The organism is Streptomyces sp. NBC_01481, assembly GCF_026339995.1.
Classification (GTDB): Bacteria; Actinomycetota; Actinomycetes; order Streptomycetales; family Streptomycetaceae; genus Streptomyces.
Genome location: NZ_JAPEPT010000001.1, coordinates 188,690 through 211,928, shown reverse-complemented (window position 1 = coordinate 211,928; position 23,239 = coordinate 188,690). Strand labels below are relative to the sequence as shown.

The window sequence follows — 23,239 nt, the reverse complement described above, 5'->3', positions numbered from 1 at the left end:
GGGGTCGACGGTCAGGCCGGAGGGGCCTTTCGGCCCCTCACAGCCCCCATCAGGGGACTTTTCCTTGTGAAGAAGTTCACGAAGTTCCTTTACCGGCGACCGACCAGGCGATCCCGTCCAGGATGTCGTGCTCGCTGACGACCACTTCCCGCGCCCCGATCCGCTCCATGATCGCGAGCAGTACGAGCGCTCCGGCACCGATGACGTCCACGCGTCCGGGGTGCATCACGGGGATCGCCGCGCGCTCGTCGTGGGTGGACTTCAGCAGCGATTCGGTGATCGCGCGGACCTCCTCGTAGGAGATCACCGAGTGGTGGATCGCCTCCGACTCGTACTCCTCCAGGCCCAGCGCGATCCCCGCGATCGTGGTGACGGAACCGGCGAGACCGACCAGCGTGCGGGCCTCGCGCAGCGGGACGGTCTCCTCCGCCAGGTCGAGCGCCGCCTCGATGTCCGCGCGGACGGCGGCGATCTGCTCCGGCGTCGCCGGGTCGCTCAGCGCGTGCCGCTCGGTCAGCCGTACGCAGCCGATGTCGACGGACCGGGCCGCACGCACATGACCGGCACCGACGACGAACTCCGTCGAACCGCCGCCGATGTCCACGACCAGCCGCTCCTCGTGGCCGGGCAGGCCGCCGGTCGCTCCGGTGAAGGAGAACTCCGCCTCCTGGTCGCCGGTGATCACCTCGGGCTCCACGCCCAGGATGTCGAGCACCCCGCGCACGAAGTCGTCCCGGTTCTCGGCGTCGCGCGACGCGGAGGTGGCCACGAAGCGGAGCTTCTCGGCGCCGTACTGCTTGATCAGCGCGGCGTACTCGCGGCACGCGGCGAAGGTGCGCTCCAGCGCGTCCGGCGCCAGCCGGCCGGTCTTGTCGACGCCCTGACCGAGCCGGACGATGATCATCCGCCGGTCCAGGTCGACGAGTTCACCCGTCTCACGGTCGACGTCGGCGACGAGCAGGCGGATGGAGTTGGTACCGCAGTCGACGGCCGCGACCCGGGTCACTGCTTGTCCCCTTCTTCACAAGGGGTCACACACGGCCCCTTGCGCCACCACTCGGGCAGCATCGCGATGGCCTCGTCCCCCAGCGGATTGACGCCGGGCCCGGCCGCGAGCGAGTGGCCGACCAGCACGTGCAGACACTTCACCCGGTCCGGCATACCGCCGGCGCTCGGGAAGCCCTTCAGCTCCTCGATCGCGTCGCGGCGCGCGATGTAGTCCTCGTGCGCGGCCCGGTACGCGGCGGCCAGCTCGGGATCGGCCGCCAGGCGCTCGGTCATCTCCTTCATCACGCCGTTTGCCTCCAGCGTGCCGATCGCCGAAGCGGCCCGCGGGCAGGTCAGGTAGTACAGCGTCGGGAAGGGTGTGCCGTCGGGGAGCCGGGGCGCGGTCTCGACGACGTCCGGCTGTCCGCAGGGGCAGCGGTGCGCGATCGCGCGCAGCCCGCGCGGCGGCCGGCCGAGCTGCTCCTTGAACGCGGCGATGTCCGCGTCGGTCGGCTCGGTCGGTGCGGTGGTGGGAGGAGGGGTTTCCATGCCTGCCTTGGCTCTAACAGTTCTACGGTTCTACTTGCGGCGGTCGGCGTTGTCGACGCCGTCCCAGACGTTGGAGTACCAGGGGCGGTCGGCCGCCCCCTCTTCCGTACGGCGCTGCTCCGCCGCCTCGGGGTCGATCATGGTGTAGCCGGTCTCGCCCGGAAGCACGAGATGCAGGTGCTCGCGGGCCAGGCGCTTGACGTACTGGTCGTCCTGGAGGCGCGCCTTCTCGTCCCGGAGCCGTTCCACCTGCTCCCGGGCGTCCGCCATCCGGCGCTGCTCGTCGGCGATGTCGGCGCGCTGCGACACGTACTGCCGCATCGGATAGGCGAGCGCGACGACCAGCGAGCAGACCACCAGCGTCAGGAAGGCCGCGCGTCCGGTCAGCCGGGAGCGGCGGGCCTGGCGGCGGCTCTGGGAGCGGTAGACGCGAGCGGCGGTCTGCTCACCGAGCAGCCGAATCCTGGTCGCGGTGGAGAACCGATCGCGGTCCTTCCCGGCCATGTCCCGCCTCCCCATTACGTACGTACGTCCCCGGACACGGTACGGGACCGCGGCCGGGGACGTACGGACGACGGGCTGGTCAGCCCTTGAAGCGCGGGAACGCCGAGCGGCCCGCGTACACCGCGGCGTCGTCGAGGATCTCCTCGATGCGCAGCAGCTGGTTGTACTTGGCGACGCGCTCGGAGCGTGCCGGGGCGCCGGTCTTGATCTGGCCGCAGTTGGTGGCGACGGCCAGGTCGGCGATGGTGACGTCCTCGGTCTCGCCGGAGCGGTGGGACATCATGCACTTGAACCCGCTGCGCTGGGCGAGCTCCACGGCGTCCAGGGTCTCGGTCAGCGAACCGATCTGGTTGACCTTGACGAGCAGGGCGTTGGCCGCGCCGTCCTCGATGCCGCGGGCCAGGCGCTCCGGGTTGGTGACGAAGAGGTCGTCGCCGACGATCTGGACCTTGGTGCCCAGCTTGTCGGTGAGGACCTTCCAGCCGGCCCAGTCGTCCTCGAACAGCGGGTCCTCGATGGAGACCAGCGGGTAGGAGGCGACGAGCTCCTCGTAGTACTCGGTCATCTCGGCGGCCGAGCGGGACTTGCCCTCGAACTCGTACTTTCCGTCCTTGTAGAACTCGGACGCGGCGACGTCGAGCGCGAGCGCGATGTCCTTGCCGGGGGCGTAACCGGCTTCCTTGATGGCCTCGAGGATCAGGTCCAGCGCGGCGCGGTTCGACTCGAGGTTCGGCGCGAAGCCGCCCTCGTCGCCGAGACCGGTGGACAGGCCCTTGGTCTTCAGGACCTTCTTCAGCGTGTGGTAGACCTCGGCGCCCCAGCGCAGGGCCTCGGAGAAGGACTCCGCGCCGATCGGGGCGATCATGAACTCCTGGATGTCCACATTGGAGTCGGCGTGCGAGCCGCCGTTCAGGATGTTCATCATCGGAACGGGCAGCAGGTGCGCGTTCGGGCCGCCCAGGTAGCGGAAGAGCGGCAGGTCGGAGGCCTCGGAGGCCGCGTGCGCCACGGCGAGCGAGACACCGAGGATGGCGTTGGCGCCGAGCGAGGACTTGTCCGGGGTGGCGTCCAGGTCGAACATCGCCTGGTCGATCAGGCGCTGCTCGGTGGCGTCGTAGCCGACGAGCTCCGGGCCGATCTGCTCGATGACGGCGAGGACGGCCTTCTCGACACCCTTGCCCTGGTAGCGGTTCTGGTCACCGTCGCGGAGCTCAAGAGCTTCGAACGCACCGGTGGAGGCGCCGGACGGAACAGCAGCACGGCCCGTGCTGCCGTCGTCGAGGCCAACCTCGACCTCGACCGTGGGATTGCCTCGGGAGTCCAGGATTTCCCGGGCTACGACGACGTCGATGGACGGCACGAGCATCTCCTTCTGGGATGTGACGCTGAAAGTGCAGGGTCTCTTTGGCCTTGCGGCAAGAGCCTAACCGGCGCGGGAGCATCGGTCGGCAGATGCCCGCCCGCTGGGACGAAAAAGGGCATGAAGAGACTCGACGCAGGACAAACAGCGCGTGAACTACCTGGGGGTAACAGACAGAACCCCGGCCCGGCGCGCTCGGGGGAAAGCGCGCGGGGCCGGGGTGGCTTTGGGGGAGGCCCGCAGGGTCCGGTGGTCCGCCGGGTCCACCGGAGTCCCAGGGCTCCTCGGGTCAGCTCAGGTGGAGCTGCTGGCCCGGGAAGATGACGTCGGCGTCGCTGATGATGTCCTTGTTCAGCTCGAACAGCTTCTTCCAGCCGCCCTTGACCTTCTCGGCCTTCGCGATCTTGCCGAGGGTGTCACCGGCCTTGACCTTGTACTCGCCGTCGCCCTTCTTCACTGCCTTCTTCGGGGCGGCGGGGCGCTCGGAGCGGGTGGTGGGAGCCTCGGCGCGCTTCTGGACCGGCTTCGCGGCCGGCTTCGCCTGCTGCGCGGTGGCGGAGCCGCCGGTGTACGGCGTGTTGGACAGGTTCACGCCACAGCTCGGCCAGGCGCCCTTGCCCTGACCCGCGAGGACCTTCTCGGCCACGGCTATCTGCTGGTCCTTGGAGGCCAGGTCGGCGCGGGAGGCGTAGGCGGTGCCACCGTAGGCGGCCCAGGTGGAGTTGGTGAACTGCAGGCCGCCGTAGAAGCCGTTGCCCGTGTTGATGGACCAGTTGCCGCCGGACTCGCACTGGGCGACGGCGTCCCACTCGGACGCGGTCGCGGCGGAGGCCGAGGTGGCACCCATCAGCGGGACGGCGACAGCGGCGCCGGTGACACCGGCGAGCGTGGCGATGCGGGTGAGCTTGGACGGGCGACGGTGCTTGGCTTTGCCGGAAAACAGCATGGAGCTTCTCCTCACCGACGCCTACGAGGTGAGCTGTCGGGTTCGGGCCAAGTGAGTTGCCCGGTCGCACGGTCTTGCATGCGACTTCACCCCAAGCCGGTCTCCGCCGTCGATCTCTCAACGGCCGGGCCCGGCACTTACCTTGGGTCCCCCGCTCCTGCCTTCGGCGCTCTGCGCGACGAGTACTCCCCCCGACCGACGGCAGGATTCGGCGTGACGGTCAGTGGTGCCCGCGGTGGCGAGCGGTTCAGACCGTAGACACACGACTCCCCGATGTTCAAAGACGAACATCGGGGAGAAATCGCCCATTTCACCGGGTAGGACATATACGTTTCCGCAGGTGACGGGCGGAATGGGCGATTCCGCCGGGGCAGATGCGTCAGTTGGGACAAAGAGACCCTTGTCTCACTTGCACAGAACCGGACATAAAGCAGCGAACTACTCCTGATTCAGGCCCAGATCGAGGCTCTGGCCAGGAAGGATGAGGTCGGGGTTGCCGCCGACGGTCTCGCGGTTCTTCTCGTAGAGCTCGGTCCAGCCGCCGGAGAGCTTCTCCTTGTCGACGATCGCGGAGAGGCTGTCGCCCGGCAGGACGGTGTACTCGCCCGGCGCGGCGTCCGCACTGTCGACCTTGTCCGACTTGTCCGCTTCAGTGCGCGCCGACTCGTCACCCCGGGAAGCGTGGCGCCCCGTTTCGCGCTCGCTGTCCACATTGTCCGGCTCGGTCTCCTCGGGGGCCGCGTCGCCGCGGTGCTTGCCATCGCCCGCCGCCGCATCGGGGGCCGCGGTCGCCGGCCCGGTCGCGTCCGCGGGCGTCGTGGTGGACGGCTCGTCGGACGGCTCGTCGGGCTTGGCGGTCGGCTTCGTGGACGCGGCCGGCGCCGGAACCGTGCTCTGCGAGGGCGAGGGTGCGGTGCCCGGGTCGACACCGGTCGCGGCGCCGTCGTTCTGCAGCCCGGCCATCGCCGCACAGCCGGCCCACGCGGCCGGACCTTGCGCGTCGAGGACCCTCTCGGCGACCGCGATCTGCTGCGAGCGGCTGGCGAGGTCGGCGGTGGGCGCGTACGCCGTGCCGCCGAAGACCTGCCATGTCTCCTGGGACATCTGGAGTCCGCCGTAGTACCCGTTGCCGAGGTCGGCGCTCCACATGCCCCCGCTCTCGCACTCGGCGACGCGGTCCCACGTGGAGGCGTCGGCGGCGGAGGCCGAACCGGCTCCGAGAAGGGGGATCGCGATGGCCGATCCCGTCACCCCTGCCGCGACAACAATGGCCGGAGCCTGGCGGGGACGACGGTGGCGACCATGGCCGGAGAGCATGCGTTTGCCTTTCGCGTGACTGCTGAGACGGCAGTGAAAGTAGTCGCATTCGAGCGCACATCACAAGTCGATGCAGCGGAGATCACGTGAAAGTCACAGAATTGACAGCCCGTCAGATTTGCCGAGGCGCGAACTCAACGGGCAGAGTACGCAATCCACGCATAATCAGGCCCCCACGCCACCGCAAATCGGCCGGATCACCCGCAAGCCGCAAGTCCGGCAATCTTCTGAGCAGCGTCGCGAGCGCGGTCTGCCCCTCCAGCCGGGCGAGCGGAGCGCCGAGGCAGTAGTGGATGCCGTGGCCGTACCCGAGATGCTGGTTGTCACGCCGGGAGAGATCGAGGGTGTCCGGCTCGTCGAAGCGCTCCGGGTCCCGGTTGGCGGCAGCGAGTACGACGAGTACGGGATCGCCCGCCGCGATCCGCTGTCCGCCGATGGTCAGCGGCTCGGTGGCGAACCGCCAGGTCGCGAGCTCCACGGGGCCGTCGTAGCGCAGCAGTTCCTCGACGGCCGTCGCCAGAAGGGGGTTTCCTGCCTCGCTCTCCCCCGCGGCCAGGGACTGCTGCAGACGCTCGCGCTGTTCCGGGTTGCGCAGCAGCGCGTACACCCCGTTGCCGATGAGATTGACCGTCGTCTCGAAGCCCGCGAAGAGAAGGATGAAGGCCATCGCCGCGGCCTCGTTCTCGGTGAGGTGCTCGCCGTGGTCGCTCGCGCGGATCAGCCCGGAGATCAGGTCGTCGCCGGGTTCTTCCCTCTTACGGTGGATGAGTTCGGCGAGATAGCTCCGCATCTTCTTCACAGAGCGGGCGACTCCGCCGCGCGGGCCGCCACCGTGGCGGATCATCATCCCCGCCCAGTCACGGAAGTCGTCCTGGTCCTCGCGCGGGACGCCGAGCATGTCGCAGATGGCATAGATGGGCAGCGGGAACGCGAACTCGTGAATGAGGTCCGCCTCCCCCTTCTCCGCGAAGCCGTCGATGAGCCGGTCGGTCAACTCCTGTACCCGCGGGGCGAATTCGGCGACGACTCGCGGGGTGAACGCCTTCGACACCAGCCGCCGCAGCCGGGTGTGGTCCGGCGGGTCGATGTTCAGGAGATGCGTCATCAGCTCGGCCTTGCGCTCGCCGGGAATGCCCGTCTTCCCCTTGGCGTGCGCGGGCTCGTCATGGTGCGCGGGATTCTTCGACAGCCGCTGGTCGGCGAGCGCCTGCCGGGCATCGGTGTACCGCGTCACCAGCCATGCCTCGACCCCGCTGGGGAGCCGGGTGCGGTGAACGGGCGCGTGCTCGCGCAACCAGGCGTATGCGGGATACGGATCGGTGGCGAACTCCCAGGTGAAGAGCTCGGGCTGGGTGCTCACACCTGGCCCTCGACGGCACGGATCGCGTCCCGGTAGGCGCGGGCGGCGGCCCGCAGCGCGGCTTCCGGGTCGGCGCCCTGGGCCTCCGCGCGGATGGCGAGGCCGAGCAGTTCGTAGCCGATGCCGTCGCCGGCGGGCAGCGCCACGTCCAGTGAGGCGGTACGGACCCGGCTCGCGAGCTTCGCCGCCAGCGCGAGACCGGGCTGGCCCAGCGGAACACCGTCGGTCACCGAGTCGCGCTGCTTCTCGATCGCCTTCGTGCGCAGCCAGTGCGCCTTCACCTCCTCCGGAGTCTCGGCACTCTCCTCGCCGAAGACATGCGGGTGGCGGTGGATCAGCTTCTCGACGATCGTCGCGGCCACATCGTCGATGGAGAAGGGCTCGTCCTCATCCTCCTGCGCAATACGCGCATGGAAGACGACCTGGAGCAGTACGTCACCGAGCTCCTCGCGCAGCTCGTCGCGGTCGCCGTCCTCGATCGCCTCGACGAGTTCGTACGCCTCCTCGATGCCGTACTTGGCCAGACCCTTGTGGGTCTGCTGCGAGGACCACGGGCATTCGCGCCGGATCCGGTCCATGACCTGGACGAGATCGAGTAGGCGCGCGCCGGGCAGATCGTACGAGCCGGGGAGCAGCTCCAGGTCCGGCATCTGCACCCGTCCCGATCCGGCGAGCCGGGCGAGACCGTCGGTCAGTGCCTGGTCGCCCTCGCCGGAGGGCAGCACCACGACGGTGCGGTCCCCGGCGCAGGCGTCGAGAAGCTCCTGCGCGGTGGGCGCGGCGATCTCGACCCCGATGCCCGCCTCGCGCAGATACGGCAGTTGCGGGTGGGCGTCGTCGGAGCACAGCACCTGGTCGGCGGCGTGCAGCGTCTGCCACGCGGGCCAGGACAGCAGCCCGGGCGCGACGCGGTGGCTCGCGGTGAGCAGGACGATACGGCCGGGAGCGACGGGTGCTTCTGTGGTCACCCGTCGAACCTACCTCGCGGGCCAGGGGGTGTCTTTCGGGTCAGGCCGGATCAGCTAGCGGGGTCTGGTGCGTGCAGGTGCAAGGCGGAGGAAGGAGCCCACGCGGAGCGTCGGCGACTGACGCAACGCGGCATGGGGGCACCTCCCGTGCCCGATGGGCTACGGGGGAGTGCGTGCCACGGCACGCGAGCCCGGCAAGACCCGAAAGACACCCCCTAGGCGCCGGTCTCCGGCTCCTTGGTGACCTGGGTGATCCAGGGGGCCTTGTAGGTGCCGAGCTCCAGTTTCTGGTTGTCCCAGGCGCCGAAGCGGGGGTTCACATCGATGTGCAGTGACTTGGCGGCGGCGGTGAAGGCCTGGTTCAGCTTCTGCTGGCCCTCGGGGGTGTTGGTCGCGCCGAGGGCGGTGGCGAGCTTGCTGACCAGGATGTCCCGGCGTACGACATCGTTGAGCTGGTCGGGAGCGACGCCGCGCTGCTGCAGATACATGGCGGCGAGCTGCTCCTCACCGCCGGACTGCAGCACCAGCTGGGCCCGCCCGTCCTGGATCTCCTTGCGGCTGACCTTGACCCCGGCATCGTCGGCGGCGCGCTGGACGACCTGGTCGACGATGAGGTCGTACAGCTTGGCCCGGCTGAGCTGACCGCTGTCCTTGATGAGCTGCGCGGACTCGGGCGAGCGCTGCTGGGCGGCGCGCACGTCCTTCACCTTCTCCTGCACGGTCGCCACCTCGATCCGCTCCCCGCCGACGACGGCGGCGGCCCCCGGGTGAGCGTCATTGCCGCAGGCGGCGAGGAGGGGCGCGGCGATCAGAAGCGCGGCGGAGACGGTGAGCGCGGTGCGACGGCGGCGGTGCAAAGGAGCCTCCCGGCGTGATTGTGCTTCGGTGCACAAGACCCTGCGGTGATCGATGGTAGGCAGTCCCGGGGGTCTGGGCCACTGATTCGACCAACGATTCGCCCGCAGGTGCGGATGCGAGCGGTACGCGTCAGCCGGCCGACCGGACCGGCTCCGGCTCCCGCTCCTGCATCCGCGCGGCCGGATCAGGCCGCAGCATGATCATCCGGGAGACGACGAACGTGATGGGGATCGCCGACGCCTGCGCGATCAGCGGGGAATAGCGGCTGCTGAGGTGCAGCACATCCACCAGCAGATAGACGCCGCACGTGGTGACCACGAAGTTCGCGGCGTTGGTGAGCGGGAAGAGCAGGAACTTCCGCCAGGTCGGCCGGGTCCGGTACGTGAAGTACGAGGTCAGGAAGAAGGACCCGACCATGCTGAGCAGGAAGGCGAGGACATGCGCGGCGACATACGGCAGCCAGGTCAGCAGAGCCAGATACAGACCGAAGTACGTCCCGGTGTTCACCGCTCCCACCAGGGCGAATCTGACCATCTGGACCTGGACTGTCATCGTCTTACGAGCTCCCCCGTGCGTTCACGCCGCTCCCCTTCCCGCTGCTGCGGAAGGCCGGCGTTGGTGGCCTTCACCAGGAAGTGCGGTCGCCGCTTCACCTCGTAGTAGATACGGCCGACGTACTCGCCGACCACCCCCAGCATCAGCATCTGTACGCCGGCGAGTGCGGTGACCGCCACGAGAAGGGTGACATACCCGGGGGTGTCCACGCCGTTCACCAGGGCGACACCGACAATCCAGGCCGCATACGCCATGGCGAGCGTAACCAGGAGAAGACCGAGATAGACCGCCGCCCGCAACGGCTTGTTGTTGAAGGAGAGCAGCCCGTCGAGACCGTAGTTGAGCAGTTTGCCGAAACTCCACTTGGAGCGGCCCTGCTCGCGTACCGCATTCTCGTACTCGAAGGTCGTGGTGCGGAATCCGACCCAGGCGAACAGGCCCTTGGAGAAGCGGTTGTACTCGGTGAGTTCGAGGATCGCGTCGACGGTACGGCGCGAGAGCAGCCGGAAATCGCCCACGCCGTCGACGAGTTCCACGTCGACGAGGCGGTTGATCAGCCAGTAGTAGGCACGGGCCGTGAGGGTGCGGGTGACCCGGTCGCCCTTGCGGGTGCGCCGGGCGATGACCTGGTCGAAGCCCTCGTCGTGGAGTTGGAGCATGCGCCTGACCAGCTCCGGAGGGTGCTGGAGGTCGGCGTCCATGATGACCACGGCGTCGCCGTCGGCATGCTGGAGTCCGGCCAGCATGGCTGCCTCCTTGCCGAAGTTACGGCTGAAGGACACATAGCGGGTACGAGGGTCGGCCTCGGCGATCTCCTCGAGGAGAGGGAGCGTCCGGTCCTGGCTTCCGTCGTCCACATAGACCAGCTCGAATTCCTGCCCGAGCAGCGAGAGTTCCGCGGTCACGTGTTCATGGAAGCGGCCGATGATCTCCTCTTCGTTGAAGCACGGGACGACTATCGAGATCAGCACGGAAGAACAACATCCCACCCGAATGTCGCAGGTGGATTCCTCACATGACGCCTGGGCGACCATCCAGTGAACTGGGCTTCCCGCGCGATGATTTCACGATCGGCGCTGGCATATTCGAGGAATCATGTCGACTCTGCATTCCGTGCGAGGCCGCGCCGCCGCCCTCGCCGCGCTGATCACCGTGACAGCCGTGTGCGCCGGTGACGCCGTCGCGCGCTGCTTCCCCTTCGGCCCGCACACCCGCAGCGTGAACGACCTCGGCAATCAATTCGTGCCGTTTCACGCACATCTGTGGGATCTGCTGCACGGCCGGGCCGGCGGCGGGCTGCTGCTGAACTGGCAGTCCGGATACGGCACCAGCTTTCTGCCGGACCTCGGGACCTATCTGACCAGCCCGTACTCGGTGCTCGTCGGACTCTTCCCGCGGGATCAGATCGATCTCGCCGTCTATGTCGTCACGCTGCTGAAGATGGCGACGGCTGCCGCGGCGATGACCTGGCTGCTGCTGTCGCTGCGCGCAGGCGAGGGCGAGGGCGGACGCTGGTGGATGGCGGGGGTGCTCGGCGCCTCGTACGCGCTGTGCGGCTGGTCGGTCGTCGAGGCTTCCTACAACCCGATGTGGATGGACGGCCTGGTCGCCTTCCCGATGCTGTGCCTGGTCGGCGAGTGGGCGCGTACGGCCCGCAGGCCGGTCCTCGGCCCGCTGGTCGTCGCGGTGGCATGGATCGCCAACTTCTACACCGCCTATATGGCGACCATCGGGGCCGCGCTGGTGCTCGTGGTGCGCCTGGCCCTTGAGGAGACCGATCTGCGGCAGCGGATGCGGGCCCTGCTGCGGGCCACCTGGACCGTGCTGCTGGGGATCGCGCTGGCCACCCCCGTCCTGATCCCGGTCTTCATGGGCTCGAAGCACGCCTACCCGGGGTGGACGAAGGAGTTCGCGCCCGCGGGCTGGGCCGATGTGTTCGCCCGCACCCTGCCCGCGACGTACAGCTTCTTCACACCCGCCCTCTTCCTGGGCGGCGGAGCCCTGCTGCTGGCCTGCACGCTCGCCTTCAACGGCGCGGTGCCGCGGCGTGAGCGATTGCTGTGGACGGGGCTCGCGGCGGCGACCCTGGTGTCCCTGCAGTGGGCGCCCACCCATCTGGTGTGGCATGTCTTCGCGACGCCCAACGGCAGCCCGTACCGGCAGACCTTCGTCTTCGCCGGGATACTCGTGATCGCCGCCTGGACCGGCCTCTCGTACGAATGGCCGGGCCGGCGTGCCCTGCTCGGCGGCGGCGCCGTGGTCGCCGCCCTCGCGCTCACGGCCTCGACCAGCGAGCTGGTCACCGGCTGGACCTTCCCCCTCTTCGCGGCCGGGACCGCGGCGGTCCTCGCCGGTCTGGTGCTGGCCAGGCGGGGCACGTACGCCGCGCTGGCCGCGCTGCTGCTCTCCGGCGCGCTGGTCGGGCAGGCCGCCGCCACCACCGCGTACGCCGACCGGCAGCGGCTCGGCAGGCTGGACGACTACCCGGCCTGGGGCCGGGCGCACAGCGAGCGCGCGGCGGCCGCGGCGAAGGCCGACGGCTGGCCGGAGTACCGCACCGATGTGGGCCGTGACCAGATCACCGGCAACGATCCGATCCTGCTGGGCGGGCAGGGCGGCGGGTACTACAGCAGCCACACACCCGATGTCTTCACGCGCACGATGGCCGCGCTCGGCGCGGGCTGGACCTCCAACGGCCGCAGTGTGCAGTCGCTCGACAACCCGGTCACCGACGCGATCTTCTCCGTCGGCGCGCGAGTGCGCACCCGGCAGGGGCAGCATCCGGAGGTGACGCGCGCGGCGACGCCGCCACTGCTGACCGTACGGCCTGCGGGTCCCGAGCCCCGCTACGACTGGAACCCGTTCCGCAACCAGGAGAAACTCCTCGGCGCGCAGGTCTACGGCTCGCCCGTGAACGGCTCCTGCCCGGTCGGCACCGAGGTCTTCCTCTGGGCGCCGAACTACACCGGCAAGGCCCGGCTCGGCGATGCGCCGTGGGTGTCGCTGCGCGGCGGACAGCCCAAGCGGCGTGCCGCGCTCACCTCGCTGGGCACGGTGAACTCCCCCGGCGAGAAGGTCGGTTACAGCAAGGACCCCCGTCGCACGACCCTCGGCTGCCTTGACCGGGCCGAGCTCACCGCCGCCGTGGCGAAGCTGAAGGCGACCGGCGCGGTGTCGATCGAGGTCACGGACAGCGGGATACGGGCCGAGCTGCCGCCCGGCACCAAGGGGACCGCGGTTCTCGCCGCGCCCCGGATCGCGGGCTGGAGCTGCAACGGCGAACCGGCCGGCTCCTACCTCGGGCTCGTCGCCGTGGAGCTGGACGGCACATCGACGACGGTGAACTGTTCCTTCCGCCCGCCCGGTCTGAAGGCCGGAGCGGCGATCGGGGCCGCGGGGCTGCTGACGCTCCTCGTGATCGCCCTGCTGCCAAGGATCCGGCGGCGGACACGTCCCACGGCCGGGACGGCGAGCAGCAGCGGACCCTCAGCAGATGCACTGACTGTTCGTCAACTCGTGCGCGCGGAAGACGCGGGGACGCGGAACCAGCCGTAGGGCGTGTTTCAGAAGTCCCGTCTGCCCTACGAGGGCACGGAAACCGGTGCGGACCTCCACAAGAGGGACGCGACATTCCGTCGCGACTCCTTCATGGTTCCGCCCCCGCGCAGTCATCAGGACTTCATCTGCAAAGCATCCGGCCTTGGCCCGCGCGGTCGTGCTGCGGCGTAGCGTCCCCGCATGCCCCCTCTCCTTCGCAATCGGCTGGCGAAGCGCGTCCTGAGCCCAGCCCTCACCGTGATCGACCGGCGCATCGAACAGCAGGTGAAGCGTGCCACGCATGCTCTGCGGACCGATGTGGACGCTTTGACCGCACAAGTGGCCGCGCTGCAGAGTCCGCAGTACGGACTGGGCCTGCTCGTCGACGGGACGGGTCGAAGCGGCCACCGGACGCCCACCGCAGCCCAGTTCGACACCCTCGCGCGTCAGATCCAGGGCGTGGCGGACGGCACTGAACACGCTCTCCGCAATGTGACCGTCGCCTATCGCACGGTGATCGCCCTGGAGTCACTCGGCGTGGGCCGGCTGGCCGGCTCCACCTCCAATGTGTGCGGAAAGCTCGCCACGGTGCCGCTGCTCTCCCCGCCGAACGGCAATGTCCTCGAAATCGGCACCCTGTACGGGATGTTCGCCGCAGGCCTGATGCGGATGCTGCACCGGTCCGGGGCGCAGCCGCATCTGACGATCGTCGATCCGCTGGCGGGAGCGCAGCTGCAGCCGGGCGCCGCGCCGCAGGGCGCTGATCCCACCGGCACGCCGGTGCGCGAGGACGTCGTACGGGCCAACCTGGCGCTCGGCGGCGTCGGTTCGGTGATCGACGCGCGGATCCAGCAGGGCTTCTCGGGCGATCCGGATGTGCGGGCCGCCGTCTCCGACCGGGAGTACGGGGTGATCGTGGTGGACGGCGATCACTCCATGGACGGGGTGCGGGCCGATCTGGAATGGGTCGAGCAGATCGTGGCGCCGGGCGGGATCGTGGTGCTCGACGACTACGGCGACAAGGCCTGGCCCGGAGTCCAGGACGCGCTGGACAAGCATCTGGCGAGCGGGACGTCGCGGCTGAAGCTGCTGGGGCGGGTGTCCACCTCGGCGTATCTGCGCGCGAGCTGACCGACGCTCCCTGGCAGTCACCCTCTGTGGAACTGCCCCTGCCGGTCGAGCGCACGACGCAGCTCGACCGGCAGGGCGTGGTACGGCCCGTACGCACGCTCCGTGTCGTAGAGCAGTCCCTGCAGCTGCAGCCGCGCAGCCGTGTGGTCGCCCACCGCGAGCAGCAGATTCCCGATGCGGTGGCGCACGTCGAAGGCGCGGCCCGCATCGGCGCCGCCCGACCGGTGGTTCTCGTAGTGCGGCAGGACGGCGCGGTACTCCGCGAGCGCGGCTGCCGCATCGCCCAGCTGCTCCAGGCACTGCGCCGCCTCGTAGCGGAACTGCAGCGTCTGCGGATCGGCCGGGCCCGCCTCGGCGGCCCGGTCCTCCGCGAGGCGGCGCAGCTCCGGCAGCGCGCGGCGGTACTGGCCGTCGTCCATCAGCGTCGTGGCGTACTGCTTGCGCAGGATCCGCACGACCGGGGAGTGCTCGCCGTGCTCGGCGGCGGCGGCCGGGAGGATCCCGCCGAGGATGTCGACGGCCCGGGTGATGCTGCCTTCGCCGAGCAGCCGCTTGACCTCGTCGACGGCGGCGGCGACATCGGGCCGGGGCGTCGGCGGCGCGGGTGGTGCGACGGGCGGCGGGGGCGCCACGCGGTCGGGCCAGGGGGCGTGCGGGCGCAGGAAGGGGCGGGTCGGGTCGAGCGGCCCCTGGGGCGTGCCCCGGCCGGGCAGCAGCGGCATCAGCGCCTCGTACACGTCCTGTGCGCCGGCCGGCCGGTGCTGCGGGTCCTTGGCGAGCAGCCGCAGAACCAGCGCTTCGAGCGGCTCGGGTATCTCGGGGCGGAGCCGGCGGACCGGGAGCGGCGGCTCGTAGAGATGGCGGTGCAGTACGCCCAGCGCGGTGGAGCCGGCGAACGGGACGTTCCCGCTGAGCAGTTCGTGGAGCAGCACTCCGAGGGCGTAGAGATCGGTGTACGGGCCGACCGCGCCGCCCATCGCCTGCTCGGGCGCCATATAGGCGGGGCTGCCGATGGGCGAACCGGTGTGGGTCAGGCGCGTGGTGTCCACGTCGATGACGGAGGCGACGCCGAGGTCGAGCACGGTGACGGTGCCGTCGGGCTTCACCATCACATTGCGCGGCTTGAGGTCGCGGTGGACGATCGGCACGGCGTGCACCGCGGCGAGCACGGCGCACAGCTGCGCGGCGACACAGACGGCCCAGGGCCAGGGGTAGGGCTCGTGCTCGGCGAGATGGTCGGCGAGGTCCGCGCCCTCGACGTACTGCATGACGAGAAAGAGGTCGTCCTCGTCGCTGCCCGCGTCATGGACGGTCACCAGGCCCGGGTGCGAGACCTGGGCGGTGACCCGGCACTCGCGCACGAAGCGGCGGCGCATCTCGTCGGCGCCGCTGGCGGCGGCCATCCGGTCGGGGCGCAGCAGCTTGACGGCGACGCGGCGGTCCAGACGCCGGTCGTACGCCGTCCAGACCTGTCCCATACCGCCCTGGCCGATGACGGTCGACAGCTCGTAACGGCTCGCGATGACACGTCCGTTCACGGGCCGGGCTCCTTGCGGTCCTTACGGAGGTAGTCGCTGAGTTCGTCGAGCTCGGCGCGGACCTGGTCGATGCGCGGCTTGTCGGACGAGGTCTGCGAGGCGGGTGTCTGATGCGGCAGGGGCTGCGGCGGCACGGGCTGGGCGGGAGGGAAGCCGTACCCCGGCGTCGGCGTGTGCGGTGCCTGCGGGATCTGCTGTGCCACTGCCGGCGGTCCGTACGGCACGGTCGTCCCGTAGTACGGGGACTGCGACGGCGGCATCCGGCGGATCGCGTCATGCCTGGTGTCCGCGTACAGGAACCAGCCCACCACGACCAGGGCCACAGCCAGCATGGTTCCGATCGCGATGTCCGAGCGGAGCATCCGCAGGTCTTCGGTGGGGTCCGACAGGACCGCGCCGAAGCAGACGACGAAGGAAGCCAGCACGACACCGAACAGCACCCAGTCCCGGGGGCGCTTGGTGACCAGCGCGAGCCGCAGCATGGTGCCCCACGAAAGCATTCCGCAGCTGAAGAGCGGCAGGATCGCGAAGAGCACCCGCAGCACGATCACCGACGCCGGTATGTCGCGCGGAGGCTGCGTCGGCACGTAGCCGTGGCCATGCATGGGTGCTCCTGAGTGCCTGGGAACGAGGCGGTCTGAGAGGACGAGCGTATACACCGACACCGACATCGGCTCCGGGGATGTACTGAACCGTAGTGGAACCGATCAGGCAGTGACGGTGCCGTCCGTCAGTCCGTCGTACAGCCCTTGGACCAGCTGCTCGCCGAGCCGGCCGGCCGTCCGCAGCGCGTCCTCGAAGTCGGCGAGCGCGCGGAAGCGATCCCCGTACCGCCGCTGGTCGGTGAGCGGCAGCCGCGGCAGCTGAAGACGGCGCACGTCGAGGCGGGTCGCGGTCGAGGCGTAACTGCTGGCCTGGCGGTTGTTGGCGGTGCCGCGCAGGAAACCGGCGAGGAACCACGGGTCGAGCGCGGCCGGATCGGGGTGCAGCAGCTGGAGGTTGCGGCCGAGGGCCGCGCCCGCCGTGGCCTCGTCGACGACGCGTACGACGGATCCGCCGCCCAGCACGGGCACGACGACATCTCCCTGCTCGACGCGTACGGGCTCCTCGTACGGCCCCTCCGGGAGCCTGCCGGACGGCGCCGTCCCGGCGAGGACGTCCTGTTCGGTGAGTACGGGCACGGGCGCATGGCCTGCCGGAGCGGTGCCGGAGCCGCCCGCGCTCAGCACGAGCGCGCCCGCGCGGGCCAGTTCACCGACGGTGGTGGCGGGCCAGGGCGCGGGCTCCGTGGGCTCGGCGGGCGCCGGGGTGAGCTCGCCGGTCAGCCGGAGGGTGTCGGTGAGCCGGTCCCGTACGCGCAGCAGCTCGTCCGCGCCGCCGCCCGCCGCCGGGGGCGGCAGATGCCGGGCGGGGGCCAGATCCACGTCGTCGTCGAGGAGTTCGATGACCGGCACCGAACGGCTGACGCCCGGCCGCTCCTCGGCCGTGCCGTGCCGGTCGAACGGCGCCCAGGCGTCGAGGACCGCGCTCTGGACGGCCTGCCAGTCGAGCTTGTCACGGCCGGCGCCCGCCCCGGCCGGCTCGGCGGTGTCGACGAACAGCAGCTCCGGGGCCGGGGCCTGGCCCGCCTCGGGCTTGCGCAGCACCCAGAGGTGGAGCGGGATGCCGTACGGCGGCGCGGCACCGGCGGGCAGTGCGACGACGGCACGCAGGGCGCCGCGGCGCAGCAGCCCGGCGCGGATCCGGCGGCCGGAGCGGCGGGAGGCGGCGGCCGGGGGCATCAGCAGGACGGCCGTGCCGCCGGGGCGCAGCCGGGCCAGCGCGTGCTGGACCCAGGCCAGTTCGGACTCGGTGCGCGCCGGGAAGCCGTACTCCCAGCGCGGGTCGTAGCCGAGTTCTTCGTGGCCCCAGTTGCGCTCGTTGAAGGGCGGGTGGCACAGCACGGCGTCGGCAGTCAGCTCGGGGTACGCGTCGGCACGCAGGCTGTCGCCGGCCGCGGCCCGCACGTCGGCGTCGGTGTGCAGAGCCAGCCGGAGCGCGGTCAGCGCGGCCAGGTCGGGGTCGGCCTCCTGCGCGTACAGCGCGGCCGGGCGGTCGACGGCACGCAGCAGGGTGCCGGTGCCGGATGCGGGGTCGAGCACGGTGCCGGCCGGTCCGGTGAGGGCCGCCATCAGCGCGGCGGGCCCGGGCGGCGTGAGGGTGTACTGGCGCGGGTTGGCGTCGAGGTGACGGCCCAGCAGAAACTCGAACGCCTGACGGGCGCCGATCCCGGCGGCGAGCTCCCCGGCGGAGTGGAGGAGGCGAATGTAGGCTCCGCCGGCGTAGGAGGCGCGGGGTTCGGGGCGCAGCCCCGGCGGGGTCCGGGTCGGCGCGGGGAACAGACCCACCCGGGCCTCCCCGAAGCGCGCCGCCAGGACCTGCTCCAGCGCCGTCGGCAGCAACTCGGCCATCCGCTCGTCCGCGACTGCGGTCAGCTCCTGCCACGTCGTCGGCCGCTCCCGTACGAGCAGCAGCGCGCACCCCACGTGGACCAGGGCGGGCACGGCGCCCGCCGGATGGTCGGTGACCTGCTGCCAGACCCGTTCGCGCAGCGGGACTTCGGCCAGTTTGCCCTGGTCGCGCAGCCAGCGCTCGACGTCGGCGAGCGCGAAGGACGGACTGGTCTCGCTGCCGCCGACGGGCTTGGGGAAGTCGGCGTGTCTGCGCCGCCAGTTGCTGACGGCGGCCCGGCCGACCCCCGCGAGCCGTGCGATTCCGGCAGCGGTCACCTCTGCTGCGTTCTCCGGCACCCGGCTGACTCCCCTCGTCCATACCGCTGCTGAGACGCCGATTCTAGCGGGTGAACCGAAGAGCCCACTTCACACCTGGTCGTCGAGTTGTTCAAGAAATGCTGGTTGACTCGGTTCACAGGCTCTGCTGTGATGTGACCTGTCGCCACACGAGCTCTCGACGAGCCCGCCACGCACTACCGGGGGGACACACCCATGTCGCACTACGCGCAGCAGCCTCAGCCCGGCCAGCAGCAGCCCTACGGTGGCCCCGGGCAGTACGCGACCGGCAACCCCGCGCGCAACGGCCTCGGGACGGCCGCCCTGGTGCTCGGCATCATCGGCACCATCACCGGCCTCATCCCCTTCCTGTTCTGGCTGGGCTGCATCCTGGGCCTGCTCGCCCTGATCCTCGGCCTGTTGGGCCGTGGCCGTGCCAAGCGCCACGAGGCCACCAACAAGGGCTCGGCCACCGCCGGAGCCGTACTGGGTCTCGTCGCGATGATCGTCGGCGTGGGCGTCGGCGTGGTGACGGTCAAGGCCGTGGACGACGCGGTCGACGAAATCAACAAGGTCACGGAGAACACCGCCCCGAAGGATGCGTCGCCCGGGAACAAGGGCGGCGCAGGCGGCAAGGGCGGCGCAGGCGACAAGGGCGCCGGCGAGGCCACGGCCAAGAAGGGCGAGAGCCTCGCGGCCGGTGACACGTCGCTCTACGACGACGACGTGATGGTCACCGTGTCGGCGGCCACGTCCTTCTCGCCGGGCGAGTTCGCGATCGGCCACACCGCGGGCAACAAGGCCTACCGGGTCACGATCGTCATCGAGAACGGCGGCAAGAAGAAGTTCGACGCCAACCTCGTCGGCGCCGACGCCCGCGCCGGCAAGGACGGTGTGACCGCCGAGCAGATCTTCGACGACAAGGTCGGCAGCGGCTTCAGCGGCACGATCCTGCCCGGCAAGAAGGCCACGGTGCAGTACGCGTTCGACGCCCCGGCCGACGCCAATTCCCTCACGGTCGAGGTCACGCCCGGCATCTCGTACAACCCGTCCCACTGGGAGCTCACGCTCTGACCCGCGGGTCCAGCCCTCCTGGCGGCCCCTGACCGCCTGGGCCCCGCGCCCCCACCCCCTCCCTCCCCAACACCTCTTCCTTCTCGGAGAACCCACATGTCTGTCACCACTCCGCGCCGCCTCAGGCGCATCGCTCTGGCCACCCTGTGCACCACCCTCACGCTCGCCGCCGCGGCGTGCGGTCCCTCCGACGGCGACAGTCGGGACACCAAGGGCGCGCCGGCCAAAAGCACGAAGGCCAAGGAAGGCGCGTTCGGGGGGCTGTCCGGCCCGCAGATCGCCAACAAGGCCTTCAAGGCGACCAAGGCGGCCACCTCGGTGACCGTCGACTTCGCCGCCCGGACGACGGACGGCAACATGAAGGCTTACATGTCCATCGACTCCAAGGGCGACTGCAAGGGGACGCTCTCCACGGGCGACACCGGCACGGCAGAGCTCATGAGAGTCGGCGACAACGCCTACATGCGCTTCGACGAGGCATTCCTGCGCAGCCAGAACGAGGGCGGCTCGGCCGAGGAGACCGCGGCGGTGCTGAAGATGCTCAAGGGGCGCTGGGTGAAGTCGGACGCGTCGTCGCCGGAGGACAAGGAGCAGCTGGAGTTCTGCGAACTGAAGACGTTCCTCGGGCAGTTCGAGGAAGGCTTCAACCTGATGCGCCGGGGCGAGGAGACAACCGTGAACGGCCAGAAGGTGCTGACCCTGACCGAGAAGGACGGCGACACGAGCTACAAGGTGTACGTCGCGACGGAGGGCGAGCCCTACGTGCTGAAGGTGGACCAGAAGGGCGGCGAGGAGCCGGGCACGATCACCTTCTCGGCGTTCAACAAGCCCGTGGGCGCGAAGAAGCCCGCGGCCAAGGACATCGTGGACCTCGACGAGGAGGGCGCGGCCCAGTAAGCCCGTCCGTCCCGGCAGACTGACCACCGCGGCGTGCCGGCACAGCAGTACGGTGCTCATCGGTCACAGGGGGTTCCATGCAACCGGCAGCGCAATCCGTACGTGCCGTGAACCGGCTCACCGCGCTGGGTGGGCGAGCCGACGCCGTACACCGACTTTCCCGACTGACTTGCTGCTGCCGCCGATTGCTGTACGGAGCGTCACCTACGGAAGCCCCCTGCTGCCGTCATCCGCCGCACTGCGTGAGCATCGTCCTCTTGTCCGCCGCGGTCACCGGCAGTTCGTACTTGATCGCCACCTGCGCGACCCGTACGGCATACGCGCAGCGGATCCGCTTGTTCGGGGGCAGCCAGGACGCCGGGCCCGAGTCGCTCTTCGAGCTGTTGGCGCGGCCCTCCACCGGCAGGAGATTCAGCGGGTCGTTCGCGAGTTGCTGACGCTTGGCCCTGTCCCAGCGGGCCGCGCCCATCTGCCAGCCGTACGAGAGCGGAATGACGTGGTCGATCTGTACGGCGGCGGCCTTCTGCTTGCGCCAGTCGATGACCGTGCCGGTGTACGGGTCGTCGAGGGTCATCGCGATGACGACGCAGTCGGAGCCGGAGCGGTAGCGCAGAGCCTTGCCGTCGCGGGCGAGCAAGTCGTTCCTCGTGTCGCAGCCGTTCCGTGCCAGCGGGACGCCGTCGGCCGTGTCCATCCACGCGTAGCCGAAGCGGTCGCGGGCGTACCCGGTCTTGGGGCCGCGGCCCTTGGTCCTCACCTTCCCGATCAGGGCGCGGGCAGCAGCCCGGTCCTGTTCGGAGGCGAGGGGGGCGAGGCCGGGCCTGGTGCCGTCGGGGTTGGCGAGGGGGCTGGTACCGGCGCCGGTGGCCGCCGTGGCGTTCGTGGGTTCGGCGGCGCCGGGCAGCCCGGTCCCGTCGCAGGAGGAGAGCAGCGTGGTGGCGGCGACGGCCGCCAGGCCGCCGGTGAGTGCGCGCGATATTCGGACCCCGAGTCTGTTCACGCCCGTAGGTTACTGACACCGGCCCCAAGTCCCTTACGAAATAGCCGCTTTCGTGCCGCTATCGCCCGCACCGAAAGATCCGGAGGTTCCGGCTCGCGGAAGGCGATGGGGGCGCGTAGCGTCGAAAGCACCCTGGTCCTCTGCGGAAGGACGTACATATGGGGACGCCGACACAGCGATAGATCAAAGACACAGACACATACGCACCGCCCGCGGAGCCGAGCCGGCCCCCGCGGGCGGTGTGGCGTATCCGGGCAGCGCCACTGTCCTCACACCTTGCCGATGCCGAGGGTCGTCAAGAGATGTCCCGCTCCGGGGATTCGAAGAACGCGGCCTGGTTCTTGCCCGCGGTTTTGGCCTTGTACAGGGCCGTATCGGCGTCCCGCATCGCTTCTGAAGGCGCGGTCGGCCTGGTGATGCTCCGTGCTCCGATGCTTGTTGTCACGTGGGCCGCATGGCCATGGGCGAGGGTGAACGGGTCCTTGAAGGCGTCGAGGATCCGCCTGGTGTAGTGATGCAGTGTGCTCGCGTCCACCTCGTCCACGAGGAGCGCGAACTCGTCTCCGCCGAGCCTGGCCACCATGTCCTGCTTGCGGACCCTGGCTGTCAGCCGCTGTGCGACGTCGACCAGCAGTTCGTCACCGGCCGGGTGCCCCAGCGTGTCGTTGACGTCCTTGAAGCCGTCGAGATCGAGCATCAGCAGTCCGCTGGGGGAAGCGGCGGAGCACCGGCCGAGAACGGACTCCATTCGCTCGTTCAGCAGTGCCCGATTGGCCAGACCTGTCAACGGGTCGTGGGTCGCCTGATAGCTCAGCTGCTTCTGGAGCTCTGCCTGCTCCTGCAGTGATGTCGACAGGGCCTCGGCGTGCGTCCGTGCTTCGGTGGCCCTGCCCTGGGCGTACTGGGCCAGGAACGCGATGCGCAGCAACAGCAGCAGCGACAGGCTCGCCATCAGGCCGACGACCACGGTGATGTTCAGGGGCTGGTCCCGGATGCCATCGACATTGACCAGCACGATCAATGGCCCCATCAGGATGAGCGCGATCAGGATCGACAGCCGCCGCCGGGGCAGCTTCTCCTGGTCTTCCGCCACCTGTGTCGACCGGGCAACGGACGAGTGCAGCGCCGCTGCCCCCAGCAGGAGGGAGGAGACCATCCACCCCACTTCGGCCACGTCCTCCGGGATCACGGTCTCGGTGGCCAGCGTTCCGTAGTAGAGGCCGTCGGCGGCGAGCAGGACCAGCAGCCAACCGATGACCAGAAGAAGCGACGGTGTCCGCGTGCCAGTGGTGAACATCAGCCGCGCGGCAATGGACAACAGCACCAGGTCGGTGACGGGATAGACGATGGTCATCGCGAGCGGCCAGGCGGACATCTCACTGCGCAGGTAGGGGGCGATGATGAACGCCCATGACAGAGTCCCTGCCCCCAGCGTGACGATTCCCGCGTCCAGCAGCCCCGCCCAGTGCAGGCGGCCTGCCTGCTGCCTGGCCAGCGTCACCAGGCCCGCCGTGAACAACAGGTAGGTGCCCAGGTAAAGCCAGTCGGCCACGCCCGGGAAGGGAACCTCGACCCCACGGACCTGATACAGGCCCCAGATCGTGTCTGCCGCCGCGAACGGTGCCATTGCCGCCGCGAACAGGTACCACGGAAGGACCGAGGGCGGCTTGTTCCTGATCACTCCCACCACGATCGCGAAGACGACCGACGCGGATATCACCACGGGCAGCATGTAACGCGCGGCGGAGGAGGTGACCAGATAGGTGACGATCACCGCGGTCCCGGCTGCTGCGTACGCCCAGGCCGCCGCTTCGCGCCGGGAGGGCAACGGGACGTGAACCTTGTCCACAGGTCCTCCTTCTCCGCTCCCGCCGGCACCCGCCCGGGCGG

Annotated in this window: 20 protein-coding genes and 1 riboswitch; of the genes, 4 read left to right on the top strand and 16 right to left on the bottom strand. The window is 70.0% G+C overall.

What is annotated here, in order from left to right:
- Positions 1–76: 76 nt before the first annotated feature.
- The 11 genes from OOK40_RS01050 to OOK40_RS01000 form a co-directional block, all read right to left on the bottom strand.
- A complete protein-coding gene (locus OOK40_RS01050) occupies positions 77–1,006 on the bottom strand; it encodes a Ppx/GppA phosphatase family protein (RefSeq protein WP_266475780.1) in 930 nt (309 codons plus the stop codon).
- On the bottom strand, positions 1,003–1,536 hold the full coding sequence (locus tag OOK40_RS01045) for a DUF501 domain-containing protein (RefSeq protein WP_266475778.1): 534 nt from the start codon (positions 1,534–1,536) through the stop codon (positions 1,003–1,005). The genes OOK40_RS01050 and OOK40_RS01045 overlap by 4 nt, the downstream gene beginning before the upstream one ends.
- A gap of 30 nt (positions 1,537–1,566) precedes the next feature.
- Positions 1,567–2,040 carry a septum formation initiator family protein gene (locus OOK40_RS01040; RefSeq protein ID WP_266475776.1) on the bottom strand — a complete coding sequence of 158 codons (474 nt, stop codon included), beginning with the start codon at positions 2,038–2,040 and terminating at the stop codon, positions 1,567–1,569.
- A gap of 79 nt (positions 2,041–2,119) precedes the next feature.
- Positions 2,120–3,406 (bottom strand): phosphopyruvate hydratase, encoded by a 1,287-nt coding sequence (gene eno, locus OOK40_RS01035; protein ID WP_266475775.1) that lies wholly within the window; start codon positions 3,404–3,406, stop codon positions 2,120–2,122.
- A 283-nt stretch (positions 3,407–3,689) separates the two neighbouring features.
- On the bottom strand, positions 3,690–4,346 hold the full coding sequence (locus tag OOK40_RS01030) for a transglycosylase family protein (protein ID WP_266475773.1): 657 nt from the start codon (positions 4,344–4,346) through the stop codon (positions 3,690–3,692).
- 3 nt (positions 4,347–4,349) lie between these two features.
- Positions 4,350–4,525: riboswitch (cyclic di-AMP (ydaO/yuaA leader) on the bottom strand.
- 259 nt (positions 4,526–4,784) lie between these two features.
- On the bottom strand, positions 4,785–5,663 hold the full coding sequence (locus OOK40_RS01025) for a transglycosylase family protein (RefSeq protein ID WP_266475772.1): 879 nt from the start codon (positions 5,661–5,663) through the stop codon (positions 4,785–4,787).
- A gap of 112 nt (positions 5,664–5,775) precedes the next feature.
- A complete protein-coding gene (locus tag OOK40_RS01020; protein ID WP_266475770.1) occupies positions 5,776–7,023 on the bottom strand; it encodes a cytochrome P450 in 1,248 nt (415 codons plus the stop codon).
- Entirely contained in the window at positions 7,020–7,991 is a 972-nt protein-coding gene (locus OOK40_RS01015) for a nucleoside triphosphate pyrophosphohydrolase (RefSeq protein ID WP_266475768.1), read from the bottom strand. The genes OOK40_RS01020 and OOK40_RS01015 overlap by 4 nt, the downstream gene beginning before the upstream one ends.
- Before the next feature lie 215 nt (positions 7,992–8,206).
- Positions 8,207–8,848, bottom strand: a complete 642-nt coding sequence (locus OOK40_RS01010) for a SurA N-terminal domain-containing protein (protein WP_266475766.1) — start codon at positions 8,846–8,848, stop codon at positions 8,207–8,209.
- A 130-nt stretch (positions 8,849–8,978) separates the two neighbouring features.
- On the bottom strand, positions 8,979–9,401 hold the full coding sequence (locus OOK40_RS01005; RefSeq protein WP_266475764.1) for a GtrA family protein: 423 nt from the start codon (positions 9,399–9,401) through the stop codon (positions 8,979–8,981).
- The gene (locus OOK40_RS01000; RefSeq protein WP_266475762.1) at positions 9,398–10,375 is read right to left on the bottom strand and encodes a glycosyltransferase family 2 protein; all 978 of its coding nucleotides are present in this window, start codon (positions 10,373–10,375) and stop codon (positions 9,398–9,400) included. The genes OOK40_RS01005 and OOK40_RS01000 overlap by 4 nt, the downstream gene beginning before the upstream one ends.
- Positions 10,376–10,499: 124 nt before the next feature.
- On the opposite strand from OOK40_RS01000, the gene OOK40_RS00995 reads away from it, so the two are divergent.
- Both OOK40_RS00995 and OOK40_RS00990 read left to right on the top strand, forming a co-directional pair.
- A complete protein-coding gene (locus tag OOK40_RS00995; protein WP_266475760.1) occupies positions 10,500–12,959 on the top strand; it encodes a YfhO family protein in 2,460 nt (819 codons plus the stop codon).
- 183 nt (positions 12,960–13,142) lie between these two features.
- Entirely contained in the window at positions 13,143–14,072 is a 930-nt protein-coding gene (locus OOK40_RS00990; protein ID WP_266475758.1) for a class I SAM-dependent methyltransferase, read from the top strand.
- 17 nt (positions 14,073–14,089) lie between these two features.
- Here OOK40_RS00990 and OOK40_RS00985 read toward each other — a convergent pair whose 3' ends face one another.
- The 3 genes from OOK40_RS00985 to OOK40_RS00975 all read right to left on the bottom strand — a co-directional run bounded on the left by OOK40_RS00985 (position 14,090) and on the right by OOK40_RS00975 (position 18,399).
- Positions 14,090–15,610 carry a serine/threonine-protein kinase gene (locus OOK40_RS00985; RefSeq protein WP_266475757.1) on the bottom strand — a complete coding sequence of 507 codons (1,521 nt, stop codon included), beginning with the start codon at positions 15,608–15,610 and terminating at the stop codon, positions 14,090–14,092.
- Positions 15,607–16,215, bottom strand: coding sequence for a hypothetical protein (locus OOK40_RS00980; protein WP_266475756.1), 609 nt, complete (start codon positions 16,213–16,215; stop codon positions 15,607–15,609). Before OOK40_RS00980 ends, OOK40_RS00985 begins: the two co-directional genes overlap by 4 nt.
- 102 nt (positions 16,216–16,317) lie before the next feature.
- Positions 16,318–18,399, bottom strand: coding sequence for an N-6 DNA methylase (locus tag OOK40_RS00975; protein ID WP_266475753.1), 2,082 nt, complete (start codon positions 18,397–18,399; stop codon positions 16,318–16,320).
- A 195-nt stretch (positions 18,400–18,594) separates the two neighbouring features.
- Here OOK40_RS00975 and OOK40_RS00970 point away from each other — a divergent pair, with 195 nt between their 5' ends.
- Together OOK40_RS00970 and OOK40_RS00965 are read left to right on the top strand one after the other, a co-directional pair.
- Positions 18,595–19,452, top strand: a complete 858-nt coding sequence (locus tag OOK40_RS00970; RefSeq protein ID WP_266475752.1) for a DUF4352 domain-containing protein — start codon at positions 18,595–18,597, stop codon at positions 19,450–19,452.
- A gap of 96 nt (positions 19,453–19,548) precedes the next feature.
- Positions 19,549–20,349 (top strand): hypothetical protein, encoded by an 801-nt coding sequence (locus OOK40_RS00965; protein ID WP_266475751.1) that lies wholly within the window; start codon positions 19,549–19,551, stop codon positions 20,347–20,349.
- Between the two features lie 226 nt (positions 20,350–20,575).
- Here OOK40_RS00965 and OOK40_RS00960 read toward each other — a convergent pair whose 3' ends face one another.
- Positions 20,576–21,253 (bottom strand): HNH endonuclease family protein, encoded by a 678-nt coding sequence (locus OOK40_RS00960; RefSeq protein ID WP_266478700.1) that lies wholly within the window; start codon positions 21,251–21,253, stop codon positions 20,576–20,578.
- 391 nt (positions 21,254–21,644) lie between these two features.
- Positions 21,645–23,198: a GGDEF domain-containing protein gene (locus tag OOK40_RS00955; RefSeq protein ID WP_266475750.1), complete on the bottom strand. Its 1,554-nt coding sequence runs from the start codon at positions 23,196–23,198 to the stop codon at positions 21,645–21,647.
- Positions 23,199–23,239 lie beyond the last annotated feature (41 nt).